Origin of the sequence: Pseudarthrobacter sp. LMD1-1-1.1 (assembly GCF_040676255.1) — a bacterium.
In the GTDB taxonomy this organism is placed as follows: Bacteria; Actinomycetota; Actinomycetes; order Actinomycetales; family Micrococcaceae; genus Arthrobacter.
Map to the genome: position 1 here is coordinate 98,785 of NZ_JBEGHP010000025.1, position 18,248 is coordinate 117,032.

At 66.7% G+C, this 18,248-nt stretch carries 14 protein-coding genes and 1 riboswitch; of the genes, 13 read left to right on the plus strand and 1 reads right to left on the minus strand.

All coding sequences use genetic code 11. The annotated features are described in order from the left end of the window. The first annotated feature begins 77 nt into the window (after positions 1-77). From ileS to ndk, 4 genes are read left to right on the plus strand one after another with little or no spacing between them, the layout of a single operon-like run. Positions 78-3,395 carry an isoleucine--tRNA ligase gene (gene ileS / locus MRBLMD1_RS19170; RefSeq protein WP_364402646.1) on the plus strand — a complete coding sequence of 1,106 codons (3,318 nt, stop codon included), beginning with the start codon at positions 78-80 and terminating at the stop codon, positions 3,393-3,395. 3 nt (positions 3,396-3,398) lie between these two features. Then, a complete protein-coding gene (locus MRBLMD1_RS19175) occupies positions 3,399-4,757 on the plus strand; it encodes a bifunctional folylpolyglutamate synthase/dihydrofolate synthase (RefSeq protein WP_224026304.1) in 1,359 nt (452 codons plus the stop codon). Between the two features lie 2 nt (positions 4,758-4,759). Continuing rightward, entirely contained in the window at positions 4,760-5,224 is a 465-nt protein-coding gene (locus MRBLMD1_RS19180) for a DUF4233 domain-containing protein (protein WP_275180249.1), read from the plus strand. Between the two features lie 51 nt (positions 5,225-5,275). Then, positions 5,276-5,692, plus strand: coding sequence for a nucleoside-diphosphate kinase (gene ndk / locus MRBLMD1_RS19185; RefSeq protein WP_159631802.1), 417 nt, complete (start codon positions 5,276-5,278; stop codon positions 5,690-5,692). A gap of 95 nt (positions 5,693-5,787) precedes the next feature. On the opposite strand, the gene MRBLMD1_RS19190 is transcribed toward ndk, so the two are convergent. Next, positions 5,788-6,456: a vitamin K epoxide reductase family protein gene (locus tag MRBLMD1_RS19190; RefSeq protein ID WP_159631803.1), complete on the minus strand. Its 669-nt coding sequence runs from the start codon at positions 6,454-6,456 to the stop codon at positions 5,788-5,790. Positions 6,457-6,894: 438 nt separating this feature from the next. Between MRBLMD1_RS19190 and MRBLMD1_RS19195 the strand changes: the two genes are divergently transcribed. The 9 genes from MRBLMD1_RS19195 (at position 6,895) to nadD (ending at position 18,241) form a co-directional block, all read left to right on the plus strand. Beyond that, the gene (locus MRBLMD1_RS19195; RefSeq protein WP_364402652.1) at positions 6,895-10,290 is read left to right on the plus strand and encodes an Rne/Rng family ribonuclease; all 3,396 of its coding nucleotides are present in this window, start codon (positions 6,895-6,897) and stop codon (positions 10,288-10,290) included. Between the two features lie 183 nt (positions 10,291-10,473). After that, positions 10,474-10,571: riboswitch (TPP riboswitch) on the plus strand. A gap of 7 nt (positions 10,572-10,578) precedes the next feature. Beyond that, positions 10,579-12,099: a bifunctional hydroxymethylpyrimidine kinase/phosphomethylpyrimidine kinase gene (gene thiD, locus MRBLMD1_RS19200; RefSeq protein ID WP_364402957.1), complete on the plus strand. Its 1,521-nt coding sequence runs from the start codon at positions 10,579-10,581 to the stop codon at positions 12,097-12,099. A 263-nt stretch (positions 12,100-12,362) separates the two neighbouring features. Then, the gene (gene rplU, locus MRBLMD1_RS19205) at positions 12,363-12,671 is read left to right on the plus strand and encodes a 50S ribosomal protein L21 (RefSeq protein WP_003803420.1); all 309 of its coding nucleotides are present in this window, start codon (positions 12,363-12,365) and stop codon (positions 12,669-12,671) included. A gap of 61 nt (positions 12,672-12,732) precedes the next feature. Beyond that, on the plus strand, positions 12,733-12,996 hold the full coding sequence (rpmA, locus tag MRBLMD1_RS19210) for a 50S ribosomal protein L27 (RefSeq protein ID WP_009372867.1): 264 nt from the start codon (positions 12,733-12,735) through the stop codon (positions 12,994-12,996). A gap of 117 nt (positions 12,997-13,113) precedes the next feature. Next, positions 13,114-14,703 (plus strand): GTPase ObgE, encoded by a 1,590-nt coding sequence (gene obgE / locus MRBLMD1_RS19215; protein ID WP_364402655.1) that lies wholly within the window; start codon positions 13,114-13,116, stop codon positions 14,701-14,703. Positions 14,704-14,707: 4 nt separating this feature from the next. Further along, positions 14,708-15,844 carry a glutamate 5-kinase gene (proB, locus tag MRBLMD1_RS19220; protein ID WP_275180246.1) on the plus strand — a complete coding sequence of 379 codons (1,137 nt, stop codon included), beginning with the start codon at positions 14,708-14,710 and terminating at the stop codon, positions 15,842-15,844. A 26-nt stretch (positions 15,845-15,870) separates the two neighbouring features. Further along, positions 15,871-17,253 (plus strand): glutamate-5-semialdehyde dehydrogenase, encoded by a 1,383-nt coding sequence (locus MRBLMD1_RS19225; protein ID WP_364402658.1) that lies wholly within the window; start codon positions 15,871-15,873, stop codon positions 17,251-17,253. A gap of 78 nt (positions 17,254-17,331) precedes the next feature. After that, entirely contained in the window at positions 17,332-17,571 is a 240-nt protein-coding gene (locus MRBLMD1_RS19230; RefSeq protein ID WP_159631808.1) for a hypothetical protein, read from the plus strand. Between the two features lies 1 nt (position 17,572). Next, complete coding sequence (gene nadD / locus MRBLMD1_RS19235) at positions 17,573-18,241, plus strand: nicotinate-nucleotide adenylyltransferase (protein ID WP_370871783.1); 669 nt, start codon at positions 17,573-17,575, stop codon at positions 18,239-18,241. The last annotated feature ends 7 nt before the right edge of the window (positions 18,242-18,248 follow it).

Below are 18,248 nucleotides of genomic sequence, written 5' to 3' on the forward strand. Positions count from 1 at the left end.
GCGGCAGCCGTCCTCGCATCCTGAACGGAACCTCCGGCCCCGCCGGGGTTCACCACGCTCAACCCAGGATGTCGAACATGACGTTTTACCCCAAGGCCTCAGCCTCCAGCACCTCGTCCAACGGCAGTGCCGGCGTTTCCGCCTCCGTGAAGTTCCCGGAGATCGAAGAGCGCATCCTGAAGTACTGGGACCAGGACGGCACCTTCCAGGCCAGCATCGACCAGCGCAGCGCCGACGTCCCCGGCGGCGAGCCCGGCAGCAACGAATTCGTGTTCTACGACGGCCCGCCCTTCGCCAACGGCCTGCCGCACTATGGCCACCTCCTCACCGGCTACGCCAAGGACCTGGTGGGCCGCTACCAGACCCAGCGCGGCAAGCGCGTGGAGCGCCGCTTTGGCTGGGACACCCACGGCCTCCCCGCCGAACTTGAAGCCATGAAGCAACTGGGCATGACGGACAAGACCCAGATCGAAGCCATGGGCATCGACAAGTTCAATGACGCCTGCCGCGCCTCCGTGATGAAGTACGCCGACGAATGGCGCAGCTACGTCACCCGCCAGGCCCGCTGGGTGGACTTCGACAACGACTACAAGACCCTCAACGTCGAGTACATGGAATCGGTCCTCTGGGCGTTCAAGCAGCTGCACGACAAGGGCCTGACCTACAACGGCTACCGGGTCCTGCCGTACTGCTGGAAGGACGAAACGCCGCTGTCCAACCATGAGCTGCGCATGGACGACGACGTTTACAAGAACCGCCAGGACCAGACCGTCACCGTCACGTTCCCCATCCTCGCGGGGGAGTCGGAGGTTTCCAGGGAGCTTGCCGGCGTGCAGGCCCTCGCCTGGACCACCACCCCCTGGACGCTGCCCACCAACGCCGCGCTCGCCGTCGGGCCTTCCATCACCTACGCCGTGCTGCCGGCCGGCCCCAACGGCATCAAGGCGGCCTCCGCAGACGCCCCTGTCACCGGGAGCTTCATGCTCGCGGCGGACCTGCTGGGCAGCTACGCCAAGGACCTTGGCTACGACAGCTTCGAGGATGCGGAAGCCGCAGTGGTCTCCTCCCACACCGGCGCCGAGCTGGAGGGACTGGAATACCAGCGCCTCTGGGACGACTTCGCGGACAACGAGAAGTACGGCATGGAGAACGCCTGGCGCTTTGTGGTGGCCGACTACGTCACCACCACGGATGGCACCGGCATTGTGCACCAGGCGCCCGCCTACGGTGAAGACGACCAGAAAGTCTGCGAGGAGGCAGGCATCCCCGTGGTGCTCTCAGTGGATGAGGGTGCAAAGTTCCTGCCACTGTTCAAGCACGGCGACCTCCACGACATCGTGGGGCTGCAGGTCTTCGAGGCCAACAAGCCCATCACCCAGGTGCTCCGTGCCCAGGGCCGCCTGGTCCGCCAGGCCAGCTACGAGCACAGCTACCCGCACTGCTGGCGCTGCCGCAACCCGCTGATCTACCGTGCGGTGTCCTCCTGGTACGTGGAGGTCACCAAGTTCAAGGACCGGATGTCCGAACTGAACCAGGAGATCAACTGGATCCCCGGCAACGTCAAGGACGGCCAGTTCGGCAAGTGGTTGGAAAACGCCCGCGACTGGTCCATCAGCCGCAACCGCTTCTGGGGCAGCCCCATCCCGGTGTGGCAGTCAACGGACCCCGAGTACCCCCGCACCGACGTCTATGGCTCCTTGGCCGAGATCGAGGCGGACTTCGGCCGGCTGCCGCTGAACAAGGCCGGCGAGGTGGACCTGCACCGCCCGTTCATCGACGAGCTGACCCGGCCCAACCCGGACGACCCCCGCACGCCTGAAGAGGGCCAGTCCGTCATGCGCCGCGTGGAGGACGTCCTGGACGTCTGGTTCGACTCCGGCTCCATGCCGTATGGCCAGGTGCATTACCCGTTCGAGAACGAGGCCTGGTTCAACACCCACAACCCGGCTGACTTCATCGTCGAATACATCGGGCAGACCCGCGGCTGGTTCTACATGCTGCACATTCTGTCCACGGCACTGTTCGACCGGCCGGCGTTCCGCAACGTCATCAGCCACGGCATCGTGCTGGGCTCCGACGGCCAGAAGATGTCCAAGAGCCTGCGCAACTACCCGGACGTGTCCGAGGTCCTGGACCGCGACGGTTCCGACGCCATGCGCTGGTTCCTCATGTCCAGCCCCATCCTGCGCGGCGGCAACCTGATCGTCACCGAGCAGGGCATCCGCGACGGCGTCCGCCAGGTGATCCTGCCGCTGTGGAACGTGTACAGCTTCTTCACGCTCTACACCAACGCTGCAAACAGCGGCGGGGGATACGACGCGAAGCTGCGCTACGACGGCTATGCGGACACCCTGGACCAGTACCTGCTGGCCAACACGGGCGACCTGGTTCGGAACATGACCGTGCAGCTGGACACCTACGACATCTCCGGTGCGTGCGACTCCCTGCGCAGCTACCTGGACATGCTCACCAACTGGTACGTGCGCCGCAGCCGGCAGCGGTTCTTCGACGAGGACCAGGACGCCTTCGACGCCCTGTTCACCGCGCTGGAGACCGTCACCCGCGCTGCTGCGTCGCTGCTGCCCCTGGTTTCCGAGGAGATCTGGCGCGGCCTGACCGGCGGCCGCTCCGTGCACCTGGCTGACTGGCCGGACGCTGACCTCTTCCCGGCCAACCCGGCCCTGGTGGAGGCAATGGACCGGGTCCAGCAGATCTGCTCCACCGGGTCCTCGCTCCGCAAGGCAGCCAACCTGCGTGTCCGCCTGCCCTTGCAGGAACTCACCGTTGTGGCACCCGGGGCGGATGCGCTGGAAGGCTTTGCCGCCGTCGTCGCCGATGAACTCAACCTCCGGTCCGTCCGCCTGCTGGACGCGGCCACCGCTTCCCCCGAGGAATTCGGCATCCAGCAGAAGCTGGTGGTGAACGCCCGTGCCGCCGGCCCGCGCCTGGGCAAGAATGTCCAGGTTGCCATCAAGGGTTCGAAGTCCGGCGACTGGTCAGTGGACGACGACGGCGTGGTTACCTCCGGGGGCCTGCAGCTGGAGCCCCAGGAATACACGCTGGAGACCGTGGTGGCAGAGTCCGAGGGCGGCTCCGCCGCTGTCGCCGTGCTGCCCGGAGGCGGGTTCGTGGTCCTGAACACGGAAGTCACGCCCGAGCTGGAGGCCGAAGGCCTGGCACGCGACATGGTCCGCGCCATCCAGCAGGCCCGCAAGGACGCCGGGCTCAACGTCAGCGACCGGATCCGGACCACCGTCACGGCCCCGCAGAACGTGGTGGACGCCCTGCTGGCCAACGCTGAACTGGTCAAGGGCGAGACCCTGACGGTGGAGCTGGCCGCTGAGCCGGGCGATGTGCCAGAACCGGCCGTCGCGGTCGAAAAAATGGAGGCCTAGGACATGACCGACGAATTTTCCGTGGAAAGCGTCTACGCCGAACTGCTGGGCCGGGCGCCGGAAAACAAGATGGAGCCGCGCCTGGCGCCGCTGTTCCGCGCCATGGACGTGCTCGGCGAACCCAACAAGGCCTTCCCGATCATCCATGTGACCGGAACCAACGGGAAGACCTCCACCTCCCGGATGATCGAATCCGTGCTCCGCGCCCATGGCCTGAGCACGGGACGCTACACCAGCCCGCACCTGTCCAAGGTCACCGAACGGATCAGCATCGACGGCCACCCCGTCTCCGATGAGACGTTCGTCAGGATCTGGGACGAAATCCGGCCCTACCTGCAGATCGTGGACTCCGAGCTGGAAGCCGAAGGTCAGCCGCGGCTGACCTACTTCGAGTGCCTCACCATCCTGGGCTTCGCCATCTTCGCCGACCAGCCCGTCAACGTGGCCATCATCGAGGTGGGCCTTGGCGGCATCACCGACGCCACCAACGTCGGTGACGGCCAGGTGTCGGTGGTGACGCCGATTTCGCTGGACCACACCGACCTGCTGGGCGACACCACCGAGGACATCGCCTACGAAAAGGCCGGCATCATCAAGCCCGGCGGCTACCTCATCAGCGCAGCGCAGCCCCTTGATGCGGCCCAGGTGCTGCTGGAAAAGGCCAAGGAAGTGGGCGTGCCCTTCCGCTTCGAAGGCGTGGAGTTTGGCGTGGAGTCCCGGACTGTGGCCGTTGGCGGCCAGATGGTCACCATCCAGGGCATCGCCGGCCGCTACCCTGACCTCCTGGTACCGCTGCATGGCGCCCACCAGGCGCAGAACGCCGCCGTGGCGGTAGCCGCACTGGAAGCGTTCTTTGGCGGCGAAAAGGAGCTCGACTTCGAGGTCCTGCAGGAAGGCTTCGCCGCAGTGACGTCACCGGGCCGCCTCGAGGTGGTACGCACGGCACCCACCATCATTGTGGATGCCGCGCACAATCCCGACGGCATCAAGGCCTCTGCTGCAGCCCTGCAGGAAGCGTTCACCTTCACGCGCCTGGTGCCCGTGGTGGGCGTGCTCAAGGAAAAGGACGCAGAAGAAATCCTGCGGGAGCTGAGGGAATCCCTGGGGGACGTGGCCGTGGAGTACTGCTTCACCCAGTCCAACTCACCGCGCGCCGTACCGGCAGCGGAACTGGCAGAGCTTGCCATCGACCTGGGCTTCGGCGAGGACAACGTCCACGTCGCCGAGAAACTGGATGACGCCCTGGAATGGGCCGTGGAGCGGGCCGAAGCCAACGAGGACCTGTCCGGGGCCGTCCTGGTCACCGGATCGATCACCTTGGTGGCCGAGGCCCGGATCCTGCTCGGGAAAACGGAGGCGTGAGCATGGCCAGACTGACAAAAGCCCAGCGGGAATGGCGTCCCGGCATGCCCAAGAAGCGCCGTTCCACCAAGGTGATGTTTGCCTCCACGGTGCTGCTCCTGGAAGCGTTCGTCATGTTCTTCGCCACCCTGGTGGTGTTCGGCCTGCGCCGCGGGGAGTTCCCGCCGGCCCTGATCCTCGGCGTGGGCATCGCCCTCAGCGTGGTCATGATCTTCGCCTGTGCAGTCCTCAACAAACCCTGGGGCATCGGCCTGGGCTGGATCCTGCAGCTCGTCCTGATCCTCACCGGTATTTTCGAGCCGGCCATGTTCCTGGTGGGTGCACTCTTCGCCGTGGCCTGGTGGTACGGGATCCGGACCGGCATCCGGCTGGACCGCGAAGCCGCGCAGCGCGCACGCGAACAGGCGGAATGGGAAGCCGCCCACCCGGACCAGGCCACCGGTCCCGCCCAGCCCCAATCCCCGTAAGCCCGTCCCCGTAGACTTATCCCGAAACCCCACCAACGCATTGGAGCAGTTGTGACTACTGAGCGCACCCTCGTCCTGATCAAGCCCGACGGCGTCGCCCGTAACCTGACCGGCGCCATCCTGGCCCGGATTGAAGCCAAAGGCTACAGCCTTGTTGAGCTGAAGAAGGTCGACGCCACCCGTGAGCTGCTGGAGCAGCACTACGAGGAGCACGTGGGCAAGCCGTTCTACGAGCCCCTGGTGGAATTCATGCTCAGCGGCCCCGTGGTGGCGGCCATCTTCGAAGGCCACCGCGTCATCGAAGGCTTCCGCTCCCTGGCGGGCACCACGGATCCCACGACGGCGGCCCCGGGCACCATCCGCGGTGACTTTGGCCGGGACTGGGGCCTGAAGGTACAGCAGAACCTGGTGCACGGTTCCGACTCCACGGATTCCGCGGACCGCGAGATCAAGATCTGGTTCCAGTAAGCCAGGGGAAATAGCAGATAAGGCCAATGTTCTTCGTGAACATTGGCCTTATCTGTTATACGTATACGGCGCAGGGGAGGGCGGGGATTAGGGGTCTAGAACCCCGACGTTCCTGCGAAGACCTGGATGAACGCGAAGAAGATGGTGGCGATGACGGCCACGTACAGCAGCGCGGTGATGATCCAGCCGGAATCACCCAGGACCCGGGCTGCACCTGCAGGCATGGGAATGACACCGGCCGTGATGTTCCGGATGGTTGTCCACACGAAAAGCGGGATCATGGCCGCCCAGACGATCATACAGAACGGGCACAGGATGTGGATGGCGTACAGAGCCTGGGACCACAGCCAAACGACGAACGCGAAGCCGAGCGTGACGCCCACCTGCAGTCCCAGCCAGTACCAGCGGGCGAAGGTCGCCCCGGACAGCAGGGCCATGCCCACCGTGATGGTGATGGCGAAGGCCACGATCCCGATGAACATGTTGGGGAAGCCGAACAGCGAACTTTGCCAGGTCTGCATGACCTGGCCGCAGGAGATCCAGGGATTCACGTCGCACACGGTGGTGTGGTTGGGGTCCTTGAGCACTTCGAGTTTTTCCAGGACCAGGGTTCCGGAGGCAAGCCAGCCGACGATTCCGGTGATGACCAGCAGCCAGCCGAAGGGCCGGTTCCGGGCCATGCGCGGGATGCTGCCGGCGGCGCTGGTCTGCGGATCGGCGGCGCGTTCCTCTTCATGGGCGCTGACGGGGGAGATGCTGGGCATGGGTGTTGCGTCCTTTTCGTCCGGTGCTCCTGTGCCTGATTGTAACGCCGGTGGCTGGACCCACCACACAGCAACGGGAACAGCAACGCCCGCTTCCGCGGCGATCCAGCGCGGGTATGAGAGAATGAACGTGGCTGGAAGCCGATCCACATTCGGACTCCGGTCCGGTGGTTTGTTCCCAAGACCGCCAATGATGAGCAGGGCAGGCTTTGGATTCTTCCAGCACACCCGCGACTCCATTGGGCGGCACCTGGTTGTGGCACGCAGAACAACGGGTTTTCAGAACATCCACCGGCTCCCACGGGCTGCCGCACCCCAATGACGGTGCGAACCTGGGAGTATCCACTTGACTTCTGTCAATGCCTGCGGGTGTTGACAATATGTGCCCCAATGGGTGCCGGATGTGGCGGTACGTCAGGGGCAGGAGTGTTGCCACAAATGGACAATGATCAAGAACTGGCCGTTAACGACGAAGCAGTGGCTGCCGGCGCTGCTGCCCCCAAGAGGGCTCCGCGGACCCGCCGCAAGGCGGCTTCCAGGGCCGGGGACGCCCCCACGGATGCCGTGAGCACGGCACCGGAAGTTGCCGAAGCACCCGCCGCTGAAGAAGCCGGCACTGAAGAGGCCACCACAGCGGCCAAGGCTCCCGCCCGGCGCACCCGGTCCCGGAAGAAGGCGGACGCAGCAGAACCGCTGCCCGCTTTCGCCGCCGAAGCGGAACCGGCCGCCGCGGCCCCCAGTGGCACCCCCGCCACCGCGTCGGGTGCAGCTGATGAAAGCGCCGCTGCCGTTCCTGCCCCGGACACAACGGCAGACGCCGAAACCAAGCCGGTGCGCCGCCGTCGGGTAGCTACCCGCAAGGCTGCGTCGCCGGTTTCCGCCCCGGAAGCGGCCTCCGCAGCCGCCGCCGAAGTGGCGCCGGAACCGGCCGGGCCCGAAGCCGTGGTGCCCGAAGCCGCGGACCAGGCCGCCGCGCAGAACGTGGAGCAGGCGCAGGAGCCCGCCGCCCAGGAGCCCGCCGCCGCGCCCGCAGCTGCCGCCGCACCGGAGGCCGCCCGGCAGGAGCAGGCGCCTGACGCCGCCGGAACGAAGGACGGCGGCGCCGCCGCCAGCCCGTTTGGCTCCCTCTTCCTGGAACCGGCGTCGCCGACGTCGGTGCTCTTCCAGGCACCGGACCTCAGCACCGTGGTCCGGCCCGCCGCGCCCGTCGCGGAGGAGCCTGAAGAGGAAGAGACCGAAGACATCGACGATTCCTCCAGCCGCCGCCGGCGCCGCAGCCGTGGCCGCAGGGGCCGCAGCCGCATCGGCGACAGGATGGAAGAGGACAACGAGGACGGCAGCGCTGAGGCTGACGCCGAGGACGAGGCTGACGAGGATACCGCCGGCCAGCTGGAGGACGGTGTAACCTCCCGCCGCCGGCGCCGCCGCCGCCGCGGGGACCAGGACCTTGAACTCACGGGCGGCGGGGATGACGACCCGCCCAACACTGTGACCAGGGTCCGTGCGCCGCGCGCCGTCAGTGAAGCACCCGTGAGCAACCGCGTGACCAGCGTTAAGGGCTCCACCCGCCTGGAGGCCAAGAAGCAGCGCCGCCGCGAATCCCGTGACACCGGCCGCCGCCGCACGGTCATTACCGAGGCCGAGTTCCTGGCGCGCCGGGAGTCCGTGGACCGGCAGATGATCGTCCGCCAGCGCGACGACAGAATCCAGATCGCCGTCCTCGAAGACGGTGTCCTGGCCGAACACTTCGTGTCCAAGACGCAGCAGGACTCGCTGATCGGCAACGTGTACCTGGGCAAGGTCCAGAACGTGCTGCCGTCCATGGAAGCCGCATTCGTGGACATCGGGCGTGGCCGCAACGCCGTCCTGTACGCGGGCGAGGTCAACTGGGAGGCCGTCAACCTGGAGGGCAAGCAGCGGCGCATCGAAAACGCGCTGAAGTCCGGTGACACCGTCCTGGTCCAGGTGACCAAGGACCCGGTGGGCCACAAGGGTGCCCGCCTCACCAGCCAGATCTCCCTGCCCGGCCGCTACCTGGTGTACGTACCCGGCGGTTCCATGACCGGCATCTCCCGCAAGCTGCCCGACGTCGAACGCAACCGGCTCAAGCGCATCCTCAAGGACCGCCTGCCGGAGCACGCCGGTGTGATTGTCCGTACCGCGGCCGAGGGCGCTTCCGAGGAAGAGCTGACGCACGACATCAACCGGCTTCGCGCCCAGTGGGAGGGCATCGAAAGCCAGTCCGCGTCCACCAAGATCCTGGCTCCCGAGCTGCTCTACGGCGAACCCGATCTGACCATCAAGGTGGTCCGCGACGTCTTCAACGAGGACTTCTCCAAGCTCATCGTTTCCGGTGAGGAAGCCTGGGACACCATCGAGGCCTACGTCACCTATGTGGCGCCGGACCTTGTGGGCCGCCTTGAGAAGTGGACCAAGGACCAGGACATCTTCGCCGCCTGGCGCATCGACGAGCAGATCCACAAGGCGCTTGAACGGAAGGTCTTCCTGCCCTCCGGCGGCTCCCTGGTGATCGACCGTACCGAGGCGATGACCGTGGTGGACGTCAACACGGGCAAGTTCACCGGCAGCGGCGGCAACCTTGAGGAGACCGTCACCAAGAACAACCTTGAGGCAGCCGAGGAAGTGGTGCGCCAGCTGAGGCTGCGCGATATCGGCGGCATCATCGTGATCGACTTCATCGACATGGTGCTCGAATCCAACCGCGACCTGGTCCTGCGCCGACTGGTGGAGTGCCTGGGCCGTGACCGGACCAAGCACCAGGTGGCCGAGGTCACCTCGCTTGGCCTGGTCCAGATGACCCGCAAGCGCATGGGCACCGGACTGCTGGAAGTCTTCGGCGAACAGTGCGAGGCCTGCGCCGGCCGTGGCGTTGTGACCCACGACGATCCCGTGGAGCACCGCCGCGCCAACATCGTTGCCGCCGAGCACCACGTCCAGCGCACCGACAACCGGCCCGAAGCCCGCGCGGAAGCCCGTCCGGAAGGGCAGCGGAACGACAATACCCAGCCCGGCGTGCGTACTGAACGCAAGCGGCGGCGCGGACGCGGCGGGCAGCAGCCCGAAGCGGCCCCGGCACCTGCCGTCCACGTGCACACGGTCCAGCCGGACCCGTCGGACGCCGAGCGGCACGCCAAGGCGGAGGCAACCAGGCTTGCCCTGGCGAACATTGCCGCTGCGGCCCACGCGGCCCACCTGCATGACGACGAGGTGGCGGCAGCCCGGCAGGTGCCTTCCGTGGAGCCTGCGCCGGCGCCCGTCGAGGAGAAGCACGACGCCGACGCCCCGGTACGTCCTGCAGCTGTCCTGACGTTCGGCGGCGAGGAAGTCCCGCTTCCGTTCGTGGAGCACGCTGAGGAACAGCATCCCCAGCCTGCCCTTACCCTGGACCGGCTCGCGGAAGCGTTCGCCCACCTCGGCCAGCCGGCGTCCCCTGTGGAGAACGCGCCTGCCAAGACCGCCGAAGCCGTGAAGGTGCCGGAAACTGTGGCGCCGGAACGGCAGCACGACGACGGGGGAGCGGAAGCGCGCTCCGCCGCAACGGAAGCTGCAGCCGGGAAGGACTACTCCGACCACACGCTGGAGCAGTCGCGGCAACGCAGGTCGCGGCGCCACCGTGCCGCCAGCCGTGCGCAGGGTGCCGCCAACGAGACCGCCGTCCAGCAGCACGAAAACGTCCAGGCGGCAGGCGCGGGCCATTCGCATGCAGCCAAGGCTCCTGAACCCGTGAAGCCCCAGCTGGCGCCGGCGGAACCGGGCAAGGCGCCTGAGGAGCCGATCATCCTCGGCGTGGGTGTGCCTGCCTCGGAGCTCTAGGTACAGGAGTTTCCGGTCAAACGGCCGGCCGCGCAGTAAGGAATCCCCGTCCTGCGGACGATTCCCCCGGGAAGTACCGGGGGAATCGTCCGTGTGGCGGGGATTTCTGCTGCCGGGAGGTTGTTTTTCCCTTGAACCGGGCGCTGTCATCCTTTTTCCTGATGCGGCCTACGGGCTAGGGTGGAAACCGACACGGGGTGCCGCGCAGAAGGCCGGCTGAGATCCAGACCCGTTGAACCTGTCCGGCTAGTACCGGCGAAGGGATGTCTCTTGTCTTCGACCCTTTCCGTGCCCCTGCCTGCTGCCTCCGGCGTTCCGACCGCGCTGCCCCTGGGCCGGGACGTCCCGCGGGTCCTCTCGATCGCGGGCTCCGACCCGTCCGGTGGCGCCGGCATCCAGGCCGACCTCAAAAGCATTGCTGCCCACGGCGGATATGGCATGGCTGCCATCACCGCCCTGACGGCACAGAATACCCGTGGCGTGCAGGCTGTCCACGTTCCTCCGGCCGCTTTCCTGGCCGAACAACTGGACGCGGTCAGCGACGATATTTCCATCGACGCGGTCAAGATCGGCATGCTGGGCGACGAGAGCGTCATCCGCACTGTCCGGCAATGGCTGGAGAAGGTCCGCCCCGCCGTCGTGGTCCTCGACCCGGTGATGGTGGCCACCAGTGGTGACCGGCTGCTGAAGGAATCCGCTGAGGCTGCCCTCCGCGAACTGCTGCCGCTGGCGCACCTCATCACTCCCAACCTCCCGGAGCTTGCCATGCTGGTGGGCGGGGAGCCTGCCGGGACCTGGACGGCGGCGCTGGACCAGGGGAGGCGCCTTGCCGATGCCACCGGGGCCACCGTGCTGGTCAAGGGTGGCCACCTCGCAGGTGCAGACTGCCCGGACGCGCTGGTCAACACGGCCGGCCTCATGTCGCAGGAAGTGGTGGAAGTGCACGGCAAACGAATTTCCACCCGCAACAGCCACGGCACCGGCTGCTCCCTGTCCTCCGCGATGGCCACCGTCCAGGCACGCCTTGGCGACTGGGAGGCTTCGCTCCTGACGGTCAAGCCATGGCTGGCCGGCGCCCTTGAGAACTCGGAGCAGCTCGAGGTGGGCCGGGGAAACGGCCCCGTGCACCATTTCCACCATGTGCGGCCGGCCCTCGCGGAAGGCGCCTTCGCTGCCCGGCTGTGGACGGAAGCGCAGCAGGACCTGACGGACATCTACGCCCTGGACTTCATCCGCGGCCTGGCCTCCGGAGACCTTGCCGAGAAGGACTTTGCCTACTACCTGGCGCAGGACGCCCTGTACCTGAACGGCTACTCCCGGGTCCTCGCCCGGGCGAGTGCCCTGGCCCCGTCCGAAGCGGAGCAGCTGTTCTGGGCGGGATCCTCGCAGCAGTGCCTGGAAGTGGAGTCGGAGCTGCACCGCTCATGGCTCAGCACCCGCCCTGCCCAGGGCGGACTTGGCCCCGTCACCAAGGCGTATGTTGACCACCTCACCGCAGCGTCGGCGTCGGGCAGTTACGCCGTCCTGGCCGCCGCAGTCCTGCCCTGTTTCTGGCTCTACGCCGAGGTCGGGGAAAAGCTGCACGCCCAGTTCCTTGCCTCGGGAGAGCCCGACGGCCACGCCTACGCGGCCTGGCTCCGGACCTACGCCGACGAGGGCTTCGCCGAAGCCACCCGGCGGGCCATCGCCATTGTGGACGCGGCGGGGCGGAAGGCCTCCGACCACGAACGGGCGGCGATGGTGACCGCGTTCAAGCAGTCCTGCCGCCTGGAAGTGGAATTCTTCGACGCGCCGAGGCTGCATTCCTGACCCCTTCGGGCAGCACCGCCGCTATTATGGAGGGGCATGGTTGCGGTGCAGCTTGTCGGGGTGTGGTTACTACCACAGCCGGGCCGCCGGAACCAGCCTCATTTGCGGCCGTAGATGGATTTAGCGTATTCTGGATCTTCGGTGCTTACGCCAACACTTGGGTTATGACCCCACGGCGTTGAGGCACAGCGAGAATCCTGGCTTTTCCGAGTCGGTTCCGCACGCAAATTTTGTAATAAACGTCGAGAGAAGTGAGTTCCCAAGTGGTGTACGCGATTGTCCGCGCAGGCGGCCGCCAAGAGAAGGTTTCCGTTGGAGACTTCGTTACCCTGAACCGCGTCGCCGGTGGAGCCGGCAGCACCATCGAGCTGCCCGCACTGCTCCTGGTTGATGGTGACAAGGTCACCTCCGCCGCCGCTGACCTGGCCAAGGTAACTGTTACGGCTGAAATCCTCCAGGACCTGCGTGGTCCTAAGATTGTCATCCAGAAGTTCAAGAACAAGACCGGCTACAAGAAGCGCCAGGGTCACCGCCAGGAACTGACCAAGGTCAAGATCACCGGCATCAAGTAACCACCGGTTACTGTTCAGGTATTTCAACAGATTCCCCAGAATTTAGAGGCAGGCATTTCAGATGGCACATAAAAAGGGCGCGAGCTCCACTCGCAACGGTCGCGATTCCAACGCTCAGTACCTCGGCGTCAAGCGCTTCGGCGGCCAGGTTGTTTCCGCAGGCGAGATCATCGTCCGCCAGCGTGGCACCCACTTCCACCCGGGCGCCGGCGTTGGCCGTGGCGGGGATGACACCCTGTTCGCACTGACCCCGGGCGCCGTTGAATTCGGCACCCGCCGCGGTCGTCGCGTGGTCAACATCGTTGCTGCTGCAGCTGCAGAGTAACAACCAGTTCTGAAGCGGTGGAGCGGGCCTGAGGGTCCGCTCCACTGTTCTTTTAACAGCATTACAATCGTTGTGGCGTCCTCGGGCGCCATATAAACAGCACCTGAGGAGATCCACGTGGCCAGCTTTGTAGACCGGGTAGTACTGCATGTATCCGGCGGAACCGGCGGCCATGGTTGCGTCTCCGTCCACCGCGAGAAGTTCAAGCCGCTCGGCGGGCCCGACGGCGGCAACGGCGGCAATGGCGGTGACGTGATCCTTCGCGTGGACCACCAGACCACCACCCTCCTCGATTACCACCACGCACCGCACCGGCACGCCAGCAACGGCGGTCCCGGCATGGGCGACTGGCGCGGCGGCAAGAACGGCGAGACGCTGGTCCTGCCCGTGCCGGACGGCACCGTGGTCAAGACCAAGGACGGCGAAGTCCTGGCAGACCTCGTTGGTGAAGGTACCGAATTCGTGGCAGCCGCCGGCGGCCTGGGTGGACTTGGCAACGCGGCCCTGTCCTCACAGAAGCGCCGCGCTCCCGGTTTCGCGTTGCTGGGCATCGAGGGCGACTCCCGGGACGTTGTCCTTGAACTGAAGTCCATTGCTGATATCGCGCTGGTGGGCTTCCCGTCCGCCGGCAAGTCCAGCCTCATCGCGGCCATGTCCGCTGCCCGGCCCAAGATCGCCGACTACCCGTTCACCACCCTGGTTCCCAACCTGGGCGTGGTGCAGGCCGGCGATGTGCGGTTCACCATTGCCGATGTTCCCGGCCTCATCGAAGGCGCCAGCGAAGGACGTGGCCTGGGCCACAACTTCCTGCGTCACGTTGAGCGCTGCGCGGCCCTGGTCCACGTCCTTGACTGCGGCACCCTGGAATCTGACCGTGACCCGCTCACGGACCTCGCCATCATCGAAGGTGAGCTGGAGAAGTACGCCGTCGACATGAGCTACGCGGGCCAGGACGGCGAAGTGGTTCCCCTGAACCACCGCCCGCGGCTGGTCGCGCTGAACAAGGTGGACCTGCCCGACGGCAAGGACATGGCCGAATTCGTGCGCCCTGAGCTCGAGTCGCGCGGCTACCGCGTCTTCGAAGTGTCCGCCACCAGCCACGAGGGCCTGCGCCAGCTCGGCTTCGCCATGGCGGAAATCGTCAAGGCCGCCCGCGACGCCATAGCGGCTGCCCCGCCCAAGGTGCAGCCTGCCGTGCTGCGCCCGCGCGCCGTCAATGAAGCCGGGTTCAAGATCCGGCGCGAGGAAAAGAACCTGGAGCCGCTGTTCCGCGTCCTGGGCGAAAAGCCCGAGCGCTGGGTCAAGCAGACCGACTTCACCAACGAAGAGGCCATCGGCTACCTGGCGGACCGGCTCGCCCGGCTCGGCGTGGAAACCGAACTGTTCAAGCAGGGCGCCAAGCCGGGTGACACGGTGGTTATCGGTGACGATGACGGCGTCGTCTTCGACTGGGAACCCACCATGATGGCAGGGGCTGAGCTGCTGGCCTCGCCGCGCGGCACCGACGTCCGGTTCGCCGATATCGGCGACCGCCCCACCCGCAGCCAGAAGCGCGAAGAGCAGCAGGAGCGCCGCGATGCCAAGGCTGCCGCCCGCGCCGAGCTTGAGGCGGAGCGCAAGGCCGGCATCTGGACCGAGTCCGTCAGTGGCCGCCGTGCCGCCCAACCCGTCAAGGAAAGCGGACTGGAAGCGGACGATGACCTCTAGGGGCATGACTGCAGTACCGGCCGGCCGTGCCGCGGACAGAAGCGCGCTGGCCGGCGCCCGCCGGATCGTGGTCAAGGTGGGCTCCTCTTCCCTGACCAGCATCAAGGGCGGCATCTCGGAGGAATCGCTGACTGCCCTGGCTGACGCGCTGGCAGCCAAGCGCAACGCAGGCGCCGAAATCATCCTGGTGTCCTCCGGTGCGATCGCTGCGGGGCTGGCTCCCCTCGGGCTGGCCAAGCGTCCCCGTGACCTGGCTACCCAGCAGGCCGCGGCCAGCGTGGGCCAGGGGCTCCTGATGGCGCGGTACACCCAGGCCTTCGGTGCACACGGCGTCACCGTGAGCCAGGTCCTGCTGACGGCCGAAGACCTGATGCGGCGCAGCCAGCACACCAATGCCCTCCGCGCCATGGACAGGCTGCTGAACCTCGGGGTGGTCCCCGTGGTCAATGAAAATGACACCGTGGCCACCCACGAGATCCGCTTTGGCGACAACGACCGGCTCGCAGCCCTGGTGGCGCACCTGGTGCGCGCCGATGCGCTCGTGCTGCTGTCCGACGTCGACTCCCTCTACGACGGTCCGCCCGCCCAGGGTGCCAAGCGCATCCCGCTGGTCACCGGCGCGCACGACCTCGAGGGCGTCTCCATCGGCAAAGCGGGCAAGGCCGGCGTGGGCACCGGGGGAATGATGACCAAAGTGGAAGCTGCCAGCATGGCGGCAGGATCGGGGATCCACGCCCTGGTGACCTCCACGCCCAATGCTGCCGCAGCCTTGAACGGCGAGGACGTGGGCACGTGGTTCTCCGTCAACGGCTCCCGCAAACCGGTCCGCCTCCTTTGGCTGGCACACGTTGCCTCGGTGCAGGGCCGGCTGGTTCTGGACGACGGTGCGGTCCGCGCCGTGCGGCACCACCGCACGTCCCTCCTGCCGGCGGGCATCTCCGCGGTGCACGGCGACTTTGAAGCGGGCGACGCCGTCGAGCTGGCCGGAGCCGACGGCACCGTCGTTGCGCGCGGGCTGGTGAATTACTCGTCGGAGGAACTGCCGCGGATGCTGGGGCGGTCCACGCACGAGCTGGGCGAGGCACTGGGCAGCGGCTATGACCGTGAAGTTGTTCATGTTGACGACCTGGTGCTGGTCTGAGCTGCCGCCTCGCCTAAACTTGGATCATGACTGAAGCCCTGATCCATACTGCTGAAAATTCCGGAACCACTGCTGCGCAGGCGCAGCCGGGTCCCTCAGCAGAACCGGCATCGGCTGAGGTGCCCGTTTCGGGTGCGGACGTGTCCGCCGCAGAAGTGGAGGCGGCTGTCCACGCCATCACCGACCGGTCCCGCCACGCCGCCCGCAGGATGGCCACCGCCAACCGGGCCTGGAAAGACCGCGCCCTCCGGGCCGTGGGCGCCGCCTTGCAGGAGAACGTCCCGGCCATTCTCGCCGCCAACGCGATGGACGTGCAGCGGGGCAAGGCCAACGGCACCTCCGCCGCCCTCCTGGACCGGCTTACCCTTACCGAAACGCGTGTAGCCGGGCTCGTGGCCGCCCTCGAGAACCTGGCCAACCTCCCGGACCCCGTGGGCAACGTGGTGCGCGGGCAGACGCTCCCCAACGGGCTGCGCCTCCGCCAGGTCAACGTTCCCATGGGCGTGGTGGCAGCCATCTACGAGGCACGGCCCAACGTCACCGTTGACATCGCAGGGCTGGCCCTCAAGAGCGGAAACGCCGTGATCCTCCGCGGCGGCAGCGCAGCAGAAGCCACCAACCAGGTGCTGGTCCGGATTCTGCGCGAAGCCCTGGAATCCGTTGGCCTGCCCGCTGACGCAGTCCAGACGGTGGACCAGTACGGCCGTGCGGGCGCCGCCGTCCTGATGAAGGCCCGGGGCAGGGTGGATGTCCTGATTCCCCGCGGCGGCCGGGACCTGATCCAGACCGTGGTCACCAACTCCGCCGTGCCGGTCATCGAAACGGGAGAGGGGAACGTCCACATCTTCATTGATGAGTCCGCCGACGAGAACATGGCCGTGGAGATCCTGCTCAACGCCAAAACGCAGCGGCCTAGTGTCTGCAATACCGTGGAGACACTGTTGGTCCACTCGGGCTCAACCGTCTTGCCCGCCGTCGCTGCAGCCCTGCGCAGCGCCGGTGTCCGGCTCCACGTGGACGGGCGCATCAGCGCCGCGCTGCCTCCCGCCATCGAAACCCAGCCGGCGACGGACGTGGACTGGGGAACCGAGTATATGGACCTGGACCTGGCTGTGGCCATGGTGGACAGCCTGGACGAAGCCGTCCAGCACATCCGGACCTGGTCCACCGGACACACGGAAGCGATCCTCACCAACAGCCTTGCCAACGCCGAGCGCTTCATCGCTGAGGTTGACTCCGCTGCCGTGATCGTCAACGCCTCCACCCGGTTTACCGACGGCGGGGAGCTGGGCCTGGGTGCCGAGGTGGGCATCTCCACGCAGAAGCTGCACGCCCGCGGCCCCATGGGCCTGACCGAGCTCACCACCACGAAGTGGATCGTCCAGGGCGAAGGCCAGGTCCGCGGGTAGCAACGCGGTAACATAGACCAGAACCCGGAAGGCAGTGGAAAGTTCCGCTGCCTCTAAATCCTTGAACAAAGGGAGAAAATGCTGCTCCAGCAGATTGCCACGTCCGTCGCCGCCGCCGGTGAATCAGGCCATGAGGAGCTTGCGCCGCTGTGGGCCGAGCCGTGGGTCTTTGGCGTATCCATGTTCGCCATCCTGGTCGTGCTGATGCTCATCGCCTGGTCCTACAACAACCTCGGCAACCGGCACGCCGCCACGGACGAGCACGCGGATCCGCACCGCCAGCACCCCAACAAGCACGATCGCGGGCAGGGCCACTAAGATTTCCCACAACCTGCAACGCAATGGGGCCCGGGGGAGGCTGCGGCTGGGCGTGATGGGCGGAACCTTCGATCCCATCCACCACGGCCACCTTGTGGCTGCCAGCGAAGTCGCGGCGGAGTTCGACCTCGACGAGGTGGTCTTCGTCCCCACCGGGCAACCATGGCAAAAGTCCCATAAACAGGTCAGCGAGCCCGAGCACCGGTATCTGATGACCGTCATCGCCACGGCGTCCAATCCGCGCTTCACCGTGAGCCGTGTCGATGTTGACCGCCCGGGTCCCACCTACACCATCGACACCCTCCGCGACCTGAGGGCCCAGCGCCCCGACGCCGACCTGTTCTTCATCACCGGCGCGGACGCCCTGGCGCAGATCCTGTCCTGGAAGGACATCGACGAACTGTGGTCGCTGGCGCACTTCGTAGGCGTCACCCGGCCCGGCCATGTCCTTGACGGCATGGGCCGTGACGATGTCAGCCTGCTCGAAGTGCCCGCCATGGCCATCTCGTCGACGGACTGCCGTGCCCGCGTGGCCGCGAACAACCCGGTCTGGTACCTGGTCCCGGACGGGGTAGTCCAGTACATCGCCAAGTACGGCCTGTATTCCGACGCACCCGCAGGCGCGGATGACCCAACTTCCGAAGCACGCGAACCAGCCAGTACTGAATGAGTTCTCA